At 51.0% G+C, this 13,128-nt stretch carries 15 protein-coding genes; 8 read left to right on the forward strand and 7 right to left on the reverse strand.

Features of this window, described 5'->3' with window-relative positions; all coding sequences use genetic code 11:
- The first annotated feature begins 9 nt into the window (after positions 1-9).
- The 6 genes from hemE to G465_RS0105305 all read left to right on the forward strand — a co-directional run bounded on the left by hemE (position 10) and on the right by G465_RS0105305 (position 5,611).
- A complete protein-coding gene (gene hemE / locus G465_RS0105280; RefSeq protein ID WP_022653436.1) occupies positions 10-1,077 on the forward strand; it encodes a uroporphyrinogen decarboxylase in 1,068 nt (355 codons plus the stop codon).
- On the forward strand, positions 1,074-3,260 hold the full coding sequence (locus tag G465_RS0105285) for a primosomal protein N' (RefSeq protein WP_022653437.1): 2,187 nt from the start codon (positions 1,074-1,076) through the stop codon (positions 3,258-3,260). The genes hemE and G465_RS0105285 overlap by 4 nt, the downstream gene beginning before the upstream one ends.
- 89 nt (positions 3,261-3,349) lie before the next feature.
- Positions 3,350-3,616, forward strand: a complete 267-nt coding sequence (gene grxC / locus G465_RS0105290) for a glutaredoxin 3 (RefSeq protein ID WP_022653438.1) — start codon at positions 3,350-3,352, stop codon at positions 3,614-3,616.
- Between the two features lie 98 nt (positions 3,617-3,714).
- A complete protein-coding gene (gene secB / locus G465_RS0105295; RefSeq protein WP_022653439.1) occupies positions 3,715-4,164 on the forward strand; it encodes a protein-export chaperone SecB in 450 nt (149 codons plus the stop codon).
- Positions 4,154-4,618, forward strand: a complete 465-nt coding sequence (locus G465_RS0105300; protein ID WP_022653440.1) for an SH3 domain-containing protein — start codon at positions 4,154-4,156, stop codon at positions 4,616-4,618. The genes secB and G465_RS0105300 overlap by 11 nt, the downstream gene beginning before the upstream one ends.
- Positions 4,619-5,611: an NAD(P)H-dependent glycerol-3-phosphate dehydrogenase gene (locus G465_RS0105305; RefSeq protein WP_022653441.1), complete on the forward strand. Its 993-nt coding sequence runs from the start codon at positions 4,619-4,621 to the stop codon at positions 5,609-5,611.
- On the opposite strand, the gene G465_RS16350 is transcribed toward G465_RS0105305, so the two are convergent.
- The 7 genes from G465_RS16350 to aceK form a co-directional block, all read right to left on the reverse strand.
- Complete coding sequence (locus G465_RS16350; RefSeq protein WP_081642701.1) at positions 5,608-5,748, reverse strand: DUF2256 domain-containing protein; 141 nt, start codon at positions 5,746-5,748, stop codon at positions 5,608-5,610. The two genes, G465_RS0105305 and G465_RS16350, sit on opposite strands and share 4 nt — an antisense overlap.
- A 66-nt stretch (positions 5,749-5,814) precedes the next feature.
- Entirely contained in the window at positions 5,815-6,567 is a 753-nt protein-coding gene (locus G465_RS0105310; RefSeq protein ID WP_022653442.1) for an SDR family NAD(P)-dependent oxidoreductase, read from the reverse strand.
- Entirely contained in the window at positions 6,564-7,364 is an 801-nt protein-coding gene (gene folE2 / locus G465_RS0105315) for a GTP cyclohydrolase FolE2 (protein WP_211213695.1), read from the reverse strand. The genes G465_RS0105310 and folE2 overlap by 4 nt, the downstream gene beginning before the upstream one ends.
- Before the next feature lie 54 nt (positions 7,365-7,418).
- Positions 7,419-8,003, reverse strand: coding sequence for a glutathione peroxidase (locus G465_RS0105320; protein ID WP_022653444.1), 585 nt, complete (start codon positions 8,001-8,003; stop codon positions 7,419-7,421).
- A 114-nt stretch (positions 8,004-8,117) separates the two neighbouring features.
- Entirely contained in the window at positions 8,118-8,735 is a 618-nt protein-coding gene (locus G465_RS13640; protein WP_022653445.1) for a pseudouridine synthase, read from the reverse strand.
- 82 nt (positions 8,736-8,817) lie between these two features.
- Complete coding sequence (locus G465_RS0105330) at positions 8,818-9,231, reverse strand: hypothetical protein (protein ID WP_022653446.1); 414 nt, start codon at positions 9,229-9,231, stop codon at positions 8,818-8,820.
- 84 nt (positions 9,232-9,315) lie between these two features.
- On the reverse strand, positions 9,316-11,064 hold the full coding sequence (gene aceK / locus G465_RS0105335) for a bifunctional isocitrate dehydrogenase kinase/phosphatase (protein WP_022653447.1): 1,749 nt from the start codon (positions 11,062-11,064) through the stop codon (positions 9,316-9,318).
- 338 nt (positions 11,065-11,402) lie between these two features.
- On the opposite strand from aceK, the gene icd reads away from it, so the two are divergent.
- Positions 11,403-12,650: an NADP-dependent isocitrate dehydrogenase gene (gene icd, locus G465_RS0105340; protein ID WP_022653448.1), complete on the forward strand. Its 1,248-nt coding sequence runs from the start codon at positions 11,403-11,405 to the stop codon at positions 12,648-12,650.
- Between the two features lie 182 nt (positions 12,651-12,832).
- On the forward strand, positions 12,833-13,128 hold a 296-nt coding region (locus tag G465_RS0105345), incomplete at its 3' end, for a helix-turn-helix domain-containing protein (protein ID WP_022653449.1).

Raw genomic sequence — 13,128 nt, forward strand, 5'->3', positions numbered from 1 at the left:
GAGAATATGATGCCCCCTCTACAAAACGATACTTTTTTACGTGCCCTGTTACGTCAACCGACTGAATACACCCCCATTTGGATGATGCGGCAAGCAGGGCGTTATTTGCCAGAATACCGCGCTACTCGTGCCCGTGCTGGCCACTTTTTGGCCTTATGCAAATCGCCAGAATTGGCAACCGAAGTGACTTTGCAACCGCTGGAACGCTTTCCCCTTGATGCAGCAATTTTATTCTCTGACATCCTGACGATTCCTGATGCAATGGGGTTAGGGCTGTATTTCGCTGAAGGGGAGGGGCCTAAATTCGAGCGGCCCGTACGTGATGAAAAAGCGATTTTGGCACTCAGCAAGCCCGATGTTGGCACCGAGTTGGCTTATGTTATGGATGCGGTCAGCAGCATTCGCCGCGCATTACAAGGTCGAGTGCCATTGATTGGTTTTAGCGGCAGTCCGTGGACTTTAGCCTGCTATATGGTCGAAGGCGGCGGTTCGGACGATTTCCGCCGCGTGAAAACCTTGGCTTATGATCGGCCTGATTTAATGCACCATTTATTATCAGTGACCGCCGATACTGTCACCGATTATCTAAACGCCCAGATTGCCGCCGGTGCACAGGCGGTACAAATTTTTGATACTTGGGGCGGTGCTTTGGGTCATGCCGCCTATCGTGAATTCTCGCTCTCTTATATGCAGCGCATTATCAGCGGTTTGACTCGTGAAGCCGAAGGCCGCCACGTACCGGTGATCGTGTTTACCAAAAATGGTGGGCAATGGATTGAAGACATTGCCGCGATTGGATGTGATGCTATCGGTTTAGATTGGACAACCGATCTTGCTGTAGCCAAACAAAAAGTCGGCGATAAAGTCGCGCTGCAAGGTAACTTTGACCCTGTTGCCTTACATGCCCAACCTGCGGCGATTGAGCGTGAAGTAGCGCGCATTTTGGCGAGTTACGGTCAAGGTCATGGTCATGTGTTTAACCTTGGTCATGGCATTGGTCAAACTGTTCCACCTGAACATGCCGCTGCTTTGGTCGAAGCCGTGCATCGTCTGTCCCGTCCTTATCACGCTGTATGACCTTGTTTGACACGCCCTACACGGTACAAGTGGCGTTAGATGTACCGTTAGATCGTTGTTTTGACTACATCGCCCCTGCCCCGTTGCCGATTGGGCAGCGGGTGGTGGTGCCGTTTGGCCCACGCCAATTATGCGGTGTGGTGATGGGGGCCGGTAGCCTTGAGCCTCCAGCAAAATTGCGCCCCATTCAGACAGTGCTAGACGATTTGCCACCGCTACCGACTGCTTGGCTGGATTTGGTCAAATTTGCCTCCGATTACTATTTATATCCCCTCGGTGCGACACTATTCACCGCCTTACCAACGCGTTTGCGGCAGCCCAAGGCATGGCAGGCAAAAACCGACCCGATCTATCGTTTGACTGAAGCTGGCAAATTATCAGCCCACTGCTCAACGCGTGCTCCCCGCCAACAAGCCTTACTTGATGTGTTGCGACAACAGCCTTTATCCCTGTCTCACGCTAAACAACATTACCCAACAGCGGCTAAGTTGCTGGAAAAATGGCGGGGGCAGGGATGGGTGAGTGTGGAGGATACCGCCACCGGTGAGATTCCACCGCTGGCGTTGGGGCCTCAGCCTCCCCTGACTACTGCACAAACGGAGGTTGTACAGGCACTACAACAAACAGCCACCGGTTTTAGCGTGACACTGTTACATGGCATCACCGGCAGTGGCAAAACAGAGGTCTATCTGCGCCGTATTGCCGAGGTATTAGCACAGGGTAAACAGGTGTTGGTGTTAGTCCCTGAAATCAGCCTCACTCCCCAGCTCGAAGCCCGTTTTCGGCATCGGTTTCCACATACACCGATGGTCAGCTTGCATAGCCAACTAGCCGAGGGTGAACGGGCTCAGGCTTGGGTGGCGGCGTGGCAACAACAAGCGCAATTGGTGATTGGCACCCGATTAGCGGTGTTTACCCCTCTGCCCGCGCTCGGTTTAATCGTGATTGATGAAGAGCACGACAGTTCTTTTAAGCAACAGGAAGGGCTGCGCTATTCAGCACGCGATTTAGCTGTTTGGCGTGCTCGGCAAACCCAGATACCGATTGTTCTCGGTTCGGCCACCCCAAGCCTCGAAACCCTAGCCAATGTGCAAAGTGGCCGCTATCGCTATTTGGCTTTGAATCAACGTGCCTCTGGTGCGCCTCTGCCAACGGTACAACTGGTTGATGTTCGGCAACAGCCGCTTGATGCGGGTCTCTCTCCGCCGGCGCTGGCCGCAATCAACCACCGTTTGCAACAACATGAACTCAGCTTAGTGTATGTCAATCGTCGTGGTTATGCCCCAGCATTGGCTTGTGGTGAATGTGGTTGGTTGGCGGCCTGTCCTTGTTGTTCTGCCCGCTTGGTGTGGCACAAGCCACAACAACGGTTGCGTTGCCATCACTGCGGCCATCAACAACGTATCCCTCCGGCCTGTCCGAGCTGTGGCAATGTGGATTTACGTCCCTTGGGGCAAGGCACACAACGGCTGGAGGAGGTATTACAGCAGCACTTTCCTTCTGCCCGTATTGCGCGCATCGACCGCGATACCATGCAACGTAAAAGCGGCTGGGATGAGCTTTTGGGAAAAATTGCCCGACATGAATTAGATATTCTGGTCGGCACCCAAATGTTAGCCAAAGGACACGACTTTCCGGCACTGTCCTTAGTCGTGGTGTTAAATGCCGACGGTGCGCTGTATAGCGCTAGCTATCGGGCAAGTGAAACCCTATTCGCTGAATTAACCCAAGTGGCAGGACGAGCCGGACGGGCAAACAAACGTGGTGAAGTGTTAATTCAAACCCAATTGCCACAAGACCGCCTGTATCAAGCCTTGGTAAAACATGATTTCCAAGGGTATACCCAACATCTGTTGCAAGAACGACAACAACTCGGTTGGCCGCCGTATTGTTATCAAGCCTTGTTGCGTGCCGAAGCACCACAGCTAGCAACGGCCTTGGCCTTCTTAGAGCAGATTTATCAAGATTGGCACACTCAAGGGGAGGCCTATTTATTCCCCCCACAACCTGCGGCGATGACTCGCTTAGCCAATCGGGAACGAGCCCATTTATTGTGGCAAGCCGAACACCGCAACCAACTGCGCACTGTGATGCAAGCACTTCGCCCGCATCTGGCTCAGTACGCTCGCGCCTATGGTCAGGGCTTACGCTGGTCGTTAGAGATTGATCCTTGGGAGGCCTAAAGCATCTTGCTAGAGTTTATGCTCATCCCCATGTGCAAGGTCTGCAATAGACTAATCACTTATCTCACCGAGGAAAAGGAAACCGCACCATGACCGCCACCGCCAAAGTTCGTATGTATACCAGTGCTGTTTGCCCCTATTGCCAGATGGCAGAACGTTTGTTGCAACAAAAAGGGGTGGGCGATATTGAGAAAATTCGCGTTGACCTAGAGCCCACACAACGTGAAGCGATGATGGAATTAACCGGTCGCCGTACCGTGCCACAAATTTTCATTGGTGATACCCATGTTGGTGGCTATGACGATTTATCTGCGCTTGAACGGGCAGGGAAATTAGACGTGTTGTTAAGCGCCTAAATGCACGCTAACAGCAATTTCTGTTATTCTCAAATCTCCTTCTTTTTTCACCTATCGGCCCGTTTTACGGGCCGCTGTTTTAGAAAGTTTTCTTTGTCATGAGCGAACAACAAGAGCTGCAACCCACTTTCTCGATTGAAAAAATCTACGTCAAAGACCTGTCGCTCGAAATTCCAAATGCACCACAAGTGTTTTTGGAGCGCGAATCCCCAGAAATTGATCTGCAATTGAATCTGGGTGCACAACAGCTGGAAGAAGGGATTTTCGAAAGCTCGATCACTATCACCGTCACCGCCAAATTGGCAGACAGCAAAACCATGTTCTTGGTAGAAGCCACCCAAGCGGGTATTTTCCAAATTCGTCATATTCCAGCCGAAGAATTAGATCCTATCCTCGGTGTAGCATGCCCAAATATCCTGTTCCCTTACTTGCGTGAAACGGTGTCTGACGTCGTCAACCGCGCAGGCTTCCCACCTGTTTTATTGTCGCCAATCAACTTCGATGCGCTGTACGCACAACGTGTCGCTCAAGCTAGCAATGAAGCGTAAAGCACGCCAACGGGTGTCAATCGCTGGCCTAGCAGGGGGATTTGCCCTGCTGCTGGCGATGCCGGCCTCGGCGCTAGAATTCCGCTCGGTCAAACAACATGGCAGCATCCTCTACGATGCGCCGGCGAGTTCAGCAAAAAAACTGTTCGTCGTCAGCCGTGGCTATCCGGTAGAAGTGTTAGCAGAACAAAATGGTTGGTCACGGATACGCGATGCGTCCGGCGGTATTGCTTGGATTGCAACACCTGACTTGCTAAAACAGCGCACTGTTGTTGTCACCTCGGAACAAGCCGAAGTCCGCCAAGCACCACAAGCCACCGCCCCCCTGTTATTCACTGTGGCGAAAGACGGTGTTTTAGAGCTGATAGAGCCACCCAAAGGGGGATGGGTCAAAGTGAAACACCGTGATGGTGTCAGCGGTTATGCCCGCATTCAGTTTTTTTGGGGTCTGTAAATGCGTTTAACCGTACTCGGTGCTGGTGCGTGGGGTACGGCCCTCGCCATCGCTTACGCGCGGCATCCAGAACATCAGGTGACCCTGTGGGCACGTGATGCACAACATATCGCACAACTGGCACAACAAGGTGAAAACAGCCGCTATCTTGCCGGTGCGCCCTTACCGCCATCACTTGCTCTCAGTGCTGATTTTTCGGCAGCGGTGAGTGATGCAGACTTGCTGTTGGTCGTTACGCCAATGGCAGGGTTACGCCCGACATTGCAACAGCTGGTAGAGCAACAACAGTGCAAACCGCTGTTGTGGGCATGTAAAGGGATTGAAGCCAACACCGGCTTATTACCCCATCAGGTCGTTGCCGAATGCTATCCACCCGATGTGCCTGTCGGCGTTTTATCTGGCCCCAGCTTTGCCAAAGAAGTCGCCGCTGATTTGCCGGCGGCTTTAGTGTTGGCGTCGCATGATGTCGATTTTGCCGACCGAACCGCCCAAGCTTTGCACAATCCCCGCTTGCGCTTATATGCGAGTAGCGATGTGATTGGGGTGGAAATCGGCGGCGCGGTCAAAAACGTGATGGCGATTGCGGCAGGCATGGCCGATGGTTTGCAATTTGGCATGAACAGCCGCGCAGCGTTAATTACCCGAGGACTGGCAGAGATGGCGCGTTTAGCCAGCCGTTTGGGCGGCGAAGCGCATACGCTGTCGGGATTGGCTGGGATGGGTGATTTGATTTTAACCTGTACCGGTGATTTATCGCGCAACCGGCGTGTTGGACAAGCCCTCGCCAGCGGCAAGACTTTGCCAGAGATTTTGGCGGAACTTGGTCATGTCGCCGAGGGCGTTGCTACCGCTTATGAAACACAACGGCTGGCGCAGGCGCTACAGGTGGATATGCCAATCACCGAAACCGTATGTGCAATCTTATCCGGCACCGTCAGTATTCATACCGCCGTCAGTCAATTACTAGAACGTGGCCCGCGCCACGAATTCTAAGCGCGGCGCTGTTGGCGACAACGGTTAGAACAATAGCGCACCTCGTCCCATACTTTGGCCCATTTTTTTCGCCATACAAAGGGCCGGCCGCAGCATAAACAAATTTTGCTTGGTAAGGTTAGTTTGTGGTGTGTCATAGCAAAAAAGGGCGGTTTTCACCGCCCAATCAGGGAGAACGCTGCACGCCGTTTCCGCTGGTGAGGTCAGACCGCTGGACGTTGTAAGCTGGCTTGCCCACCATCGACAGCAATGACTTGCCCCGTGATATGGCGTGCCGCTGGTGATAATAAGAAAGCCATCAAACCAGCGACATCTTCTGGCTCGGCTACTTGTCCTAATGGATTCATGCTTTGCATCCGCGCTTCCGCTTCTGGGTTAGCCAAGAAACGGGCTGCCAACGGTGTCCGTGTTAACCCCGGCATCACCGTATTCACTCGAATACCTTTATTGGCATAACTGGCAGCGGCGCTCATCGCCAACGCTGCCACTGCTGCTTTTGCGCTGGCAACAGCTTCATGATTAGGAAAACCACTGTGCGGCATCGCCACCAGCGAGCCCACTAATACTGCCGCCGCAGGATGGCGACGCTTTAAGGCCAAGGCCGTGAAAGCGCGTAAGGCACTAAACGCGGTAAAGGTATTTTGCCGCCAGACTGTTTCAAATTCATCTTCACGACATAGGTGCAGCGGTTTTAAGCTAATCGAACCAACACAATGCGCAAAACCATCAATCACCGGCTGTTGTTCGGCAAGCTGTTGAATGGCCTGTTCTGCTGCGCCACTGACGGTTAAATCGGCACTGACATACGCGGTCTCTGGGCCCAGCTCTGCCGCCAACTGCGCTAGTTTGCTCTCATCTCGCGCTAGCAATAACAGCTGGTGGCCTTGTTGATGCAGTTGCTGTGCTAAGGCACGGCCAATACCACCGGTGGCACCTGTGATTAAAATCGTGCTCATGCGGTTACACTCGCCGCAGGCCGTTGCCAGCGGATGCGGGCAAAGGCAGAGTGGTTGTGAATCGACTCAAAGTTTTCACTTTCCACCACAAAGCGATCAATTCGGCTGTCCTCGCGCAACGCTAAAGCAATCTCGCGTACCAAATCTTCAACAAACTTTGGATTTTCATAGGCACGCTCGGTTACCCATTTTTCATCAGGGCGTTTGAGCAGGCCAAACACTTCACACGAGGCTTTTTCTTCGGCGATTCTGACCAATTCCTCAATCGACATCGCCGCGTTTAACGCCACACGCAAGGTAATTTCCGAGCGTTGATTGTGTGCGCCATAACGGGAAATTTGTTTCGAGCAGGGGCAAAGGCTGGTTACTGGCGCCTTGACTTCTAATTCAAACTGCCATCCCTGTTCTGCACTCAAGCGACCAGTAAAACTGGCTTGCACGTCCAACAAACTTTGTACCCCCGAGACCGGCGCGGTCTTACGAATGAAGTAGGGGAAAGCCATGCAAACCTCACCGTCAGCAGCGTGAAGGCGCGTCGTCATTTCTGATAAAAACTGTTGAAAGCTGGCAAAGTCAAACGCGCCATCAAAAGCCTCGATATGTTCGACAAAGCGCGACATGTGCGTGCCTTTTTGATCGGATGGCAGCGAAACATACATATCTAAGGTAGCCACCGTGCTTTGGGCACCGCTTGCCGTTGCGATGGAAGCCGGAAAACGCAGAGCTTTGATACCGACTTGGTCAATAGCAAGGCCAAAGTCTTGCTGCGTGGCTTGGACATCAGGGAGGATTTCCAGTGCGCTCATGGTGTGAGTTCCTTGCAAAAGAATGGGGGGTGAGTCACAAGAGGGTTAGCTCGCAGCAAGATAAGGCCGCAGCACATTTTGGATGGCGGCGCTATCGGGTTCGACAGCACTGCCAAAGCTCAAGACTTTGCTTGCCTGCGGCAAGATCACGTATTTGTGAAAATTCCAGCGTGGGCTTTCACCGGTGGCTGTGCGCAGTTGTTGGTAGAACGGCATTGCATGCGGCCCACGCACCACCGATTTTTCAATCATCGGGAACTGCACGAAGTAGGTGAGTTTGCAGAAGTCGGCAATTTCTTTGTTGCTTGTTAACTCTTGCAAAAAGTCATTGCTTGGGAAGCCCACCACTAACAAACGGCTCTTATGCTTACTGTAGAGCTGTTCTAGCTTTTCAAACTGTGGGGTGTAGCCGCATTTGCTTGCAGTGTTGACGACCAAAATCGGGCGGTCTGCGTACTGGCACAGGTTGATTTTTTCACCTTGTAGGGTGGTGAAACTGTGATTGAGTAGGGCAGGGCATTTTGGTGCGGCGGCATGGCTATCACTACTCCACCACAACGCCGCACAGACTACTGCGACACTACTCCAACTTAGGCGTTGCCAATTCGGCCAAGACAAGCGAGCGGACATGCTGAGACTCCCGCAAAACAGATTGATTTAGATCAATCTATGCCCCGTCTTGGCCTTTGTCAAGAAATTTGTCTTATTTTTGTATTGAACAAAACAAGGTTGTTTGCGGTTTGTTCATCTTATTTGTCGAACAGCTGGAGATGATGGTTTTACGCGTTTAGGGGGCGAGGGGGGCAGCAAAGTCTGTTTTTCGCTGGCAGAGAGTTCGCGCCATGCGCCCAAGGGCAAATCTGCTAACCGCAATTCACCAATCGCAACCCGAACCAAGCGCAAAGTAGGTAGCCCAACTTTGGCAGTCATCCGCCGTACTTGGCGGTTTTTGCCTTCTTTCAAGATGATTTCTAGCCACGAGGTGGGGATATTTTTGCGAAACCGCACCGGCGGTTGCCGTGGCCACAGCGTGGGTTCTGCGATCTGTCGGGCTTGGGCGGGTTGTGTCACAAAGTCGCCTAAATCGACGCCTTGTTGTAGTTGGGTGATTTGTTGTGGCGAGGGGATGCCCTCCACTTGCACCCAATAGGTTTTGGCTTGTTTGAAACGGGGGTGTGCAATCAGATGTTGTAACGGGCCATCATCGGTGAGAAGTACCAAGCCTTCGCTATCGGTATCGAGGCGGCCAGCGGGATAGACTTTTGGCACAGGGACGTAGTCGGCTAGGGATTGGTGGGGAGGTGATGGGCTAAATTGGCAAATCACGCCGTAGGGTTTGTTGAGTAGGATGACTTTTGACATAGGAAGATTTATTGATGGTGCATCACCCCTACGGGGTGATAGCACTGTAGGGATAGAGATTTAATATGCTTTAGAGAGTGATCTACGGAATCACAGTAATAAACCATTTGGGGTGCATCGCGTTGAAATCTTCACGAATATTGAATGATAGATAGCTGGCTGAATCCAATACGTAAGGTCTGCCGTTTATACGCTTGAACACAACCCAATGCCAAAAGTCTCTACCTTCTTCCTGATAATGTTTGATCGAAAGTAAAGCGAGATCCGGCAATGTCTCCCAAGACTCAAAAGGTATTTCTTCAGGAGAAGTTTTGATGCCTGAACTCGATAACATGCGCCGTACGTACTGTGTATCTGACCATAGGGATTTATCCGAAGCATATATGCCCATAGCATTGGCTACAGTTTTCATCTCCGAATATGTTCTACCAAGAATGTTGGCAACTGATGCAATCCCACATCCGGAAATTTCTTCTTGAATGATTGGTTTGAGCACTGAGTCCTCCTTAATCCATAATTTTTTCGCCCCGTAGGTTGGGTTGAACAAATCAACCCAACCACGTTTTTAAATAAAAAACGATCAAGCAAACTGATGACAGAAGCGCAAGGCTTGTGGATAGGGGTAAAAATCTTCCATGTGACCGGCGCGGATTTTCTGCTGTCGCTCAATCCAAAACTCTGCGCTTAACAAATCGCGGTGATACTTCAAGAACATCCGCCGAGTTTCATGATTACCCAGTAAGAACGTCGCAAACTCCTCGGGGAAGACATCATTTTTCGCTACCGGATACCACGGCTCGGACGACATCTCCATCTCCGGCGTGGGTGCCGGTGGAATTTTGCGGAAATTACAATCGGTCATGTACTCGATTTCATCGTAGTCATAAAAAATCACCCGACCATAACGCGTTACCCCGAAGTTCTTCCACAACATATCCCCCGGGAAAATATTCGCCGTCGCCAACTCACGAATCGCATCGCCATACTCTTTAATCGCGTGCTCTTTCTGCTCCGGTGTTGCATTCTCGATATACATATTCAACGGCTTCATCCGCCGCTCAATATACAAATGTTGAATCACAATGCTGTCTTCGGTTTCTTCAATAATCGATGGTGCCAATGTGCGTAATTGCTCCATCAACTCAGGATCAAAACGGTGTTTCGGGAATGCAACATTTGAAAAATCCAACGTATCCGCCATCCGCCCAACCCGATCATGTTGCTTCACCAACTGATATTTGCGTTTCACCGTTGCATGATCGACTTCCTTACTGGTGCCAAACACATCTTTAATAATCTTGAACACAAACGGGAATGACGGCAGTAAGAACACCAACATCACCAAGCCGGGAATGCCGGGGGCAATGACAAAGTTGTCGTTAGAGTGTTGCAGATGGTGCATAAAATCACGGTAAAAAATATTCTTACCCTGCTTTTGTAAGCCCAACATGGTGTAAAGCTCGGCCTTGGTTTTAGTCGGCAAAATCGAGCGCAAGAATTGCACATAACCCGAAGGCGCTTCCATTTCCACCAAGAAATACGCCCGTGAAAACGAGAACAACACGCCAATCCGCCACGCTTCTAACAACACCGTGTCTAAACGCAAACGGCCATCGTCGTTAAACATCACCGGCACGGCAAAGGGATAAACCTGTGCGCCGTTGACCACTTTGCCAATGATCCACGCGGTTTTATTGCGATAAAAAGCCGAGTGCAGGATTTGGATTTGATAACTCACCTCGAGCTGTGGCCATGCGCCGCCAAGATGATTAAACACCGCTCGCATCACATGCTGAATATCACGCCGTAAATCAGCAAACGGCGTTTTCCAGCCAAAATCTTCGATGATTTTACGAATGGTGGCGCGTAGACCTGTTTTGGCAGGGTAGTAGCTGCGATAGGTGGGCGGGTCGGTTTCAATGTACTCGGTTGAAATCACCGGCCGCACAAAAATAAAATCGTTATTGAAGTAGTTACGATGCAAGATGCGAGTGAACACCGAGTTGAAAAAAGTCTCGGCCAATTCGGGTTGGCGATGATTCACCAACAAACCGATAAAGTGCAGCTTAACCTGCTGCCACACCGTTTCATCCAACGACTGCGCCTGAAATTCATCTTGTAAACGAGCGGTGGTTTCTGTCACACGCTCATCATAAAAATCAATCCGCTCTTGAATGGTGCGCTGCATCCCCATCCAATCTTGCGCTTCAAATTGCGACTTGGCACGTGCGCTACACTCACGGAACAAACGGTAATGACGATTAAAACCATCGACTAAAGCTTGGGCAATGTCCCATGCAATTGGATGGCGAGTGACAGCGATATTCATAAAACAAGCACCCCTCTTTTGATTATTTGTTTTGTGTGTTGCGGACAGTAAAATACCGTAAGCATAGCGCGTTGTCGCGATCTCAGGCAAAGATAGTTTTTCCAACCGCAAAAGCCAACGACTTGCTAGCAGGGGCGCGGGTTTTGCCGGATAATAGAGGGGAACACGAAAAAATCTGATGTTTGGCCTACCCTGCCACATTATATTTTTTCCGCTTCGCCCGCACTTTCGTACCCTGAGGGCCGCTGGGCACCGCCTCCTGGCGCCAAGCCGCCCCCACCCGGGCGCGGCTCCGTTCGAGCCACACCTTTAATAACTCAACTCAAGATGGAGTAGGCATGAGCGCAACTTCGCATATCAAGGTCCCCCAAGAAGGCCAAAAAATTGTCCCTGGTCAACCCGTTCCTAACAATCCGATTATTCCTTTCATCGAAGGCGATGGTATTGGTGTCGATATCACACCGGTGATGAAAGATGTGATTGATGCTGCTGTTGCGAAAGCCTATGGTGGCGAGAAGAAAATTCATTGGATGGAAGTGTATGCTGGTGAAAAATCCACCCGCATCTACGGTGCTGATGAATGGCTGCCAAAAGAAACATTTGACGCACTGAAAGAATATTCCGTGTCGATCAAAGGCCCAATGACCACCCCAGTCGGCGGCGGTATTCGCTCGTTGAACGTGGCATTGCGTCAAGAACTCGACCTGTATCAGTGCGTGCGCCCTGTGCGCTATTTCACTGGCGTACCTTCGCCACTGAAAGACCCAACGAAAACCGATATGGTCATCTTCCGTGAAAACACCGAAGACATCTATGCCGGTATCGAATGGCAAGCTGAAACTGACAATGCCAAGAAAGTCATCGACTTCTTGCAAAGCGAAATGGGCGTGAAAAAAATCCGTTTCCCAGCTACATCGGGTATCGGTATCAAACCTATTTCGGTCGAAGGCACCACTCGCATTGTGCGCGCCGCGATGAAATACGCGATCGACAACGATCGTAAGAGCGTTACCTTGGTGCACAAAGGTAACATCATGAAATTCACCGAAGGTCTGTTCCGTGATGTGGGTTACAAAGTGGCCCAAGAAGAATTCGGCGCAGAACTGATCGACGGCGGCCCATGGTGCAAATTCACCAACCCGAACACAGGTCGTGAAATCGTGGTGAAAGACGCGATTGCTGATGCGTTCTTGCAACAAATCCTGTTGCGTCCTGCTGAATACGACGTGATTGCTTGCTGCAACCTGAATGGCGACTACATCTCTGATGCCTTAGCGGCACAAGTGGGTGGTATTGGTATTGCTCCAGGTGCAAACATCTCTGACCAATACGCTTGCTTTGAAGCAACCCACGGTACTGCACCAAAATATGCCGGTCTGGACAAAGTGAACCCTGGTTCGCTGATTCTGTCGGCAGAAATGATGCTGCGCCATCTGGGCTGGAAAGAAGCCGCCGACTTGGTGATCAAGTCGATGGAAGCCGCCATTGGCGACAAGATCGTGACTTATGACTTTGCTCGTCTGATGGACGGTGCGACTGAAGTGAGCTGCTCTGACTTCGGTAAGGCAATGATCGAACGCATGTAATTGCATGCAGTCGTGAAAAACCGCAGCTTTCGGCTGCGGTTTTTTTATCCCCTGCGCCGTAAAACCTCGCCATTCATGGCGGAGATGTCAGGCGCAAACGGCAAAGCCGTTTTTGGGTTTTGTGTTGTGGTTGTAAAGTAAAAACAAATCAATGTTTGCTTTGCTGTTTGTATAATGAGCGCATGAAACGACTCCAAGCCTTCAAATTCCAACTGACACCTAACGGCCAGCAAACACGGCAAATGTCGCGCTTTGCGGGTTCGTGTCGGTTCGTCTTTAATAAGGCGTTGGCATTGCAAAAGGAATGGTATCAGACTGACCCGACAAGCAAGTTTTCTTACGTCAAATTGGCTAATCTTTTGCCCAGTTGGAAGCAAGAATTTGCTTGGCTGAGAGAATCACCAAGCCAAGCCTTGCAACAGGCTTTGAAGGATTTAGAACGAGCGTATCAAAACTTCTTTGCCAAACGTACCGCATT

Origin of the sequence: Aquaspirillum serpens DSM 68 (assembly GCF_000420525.1) — a bacterium.
Taxonomy (GTDB): domain Bacteria; phylum Pseudomonadota; class Gammaproteobacteria; order Burkholderiales; family Aquaspirillaceae; genus Aquaspirillum; species Aquaspirillum serpens.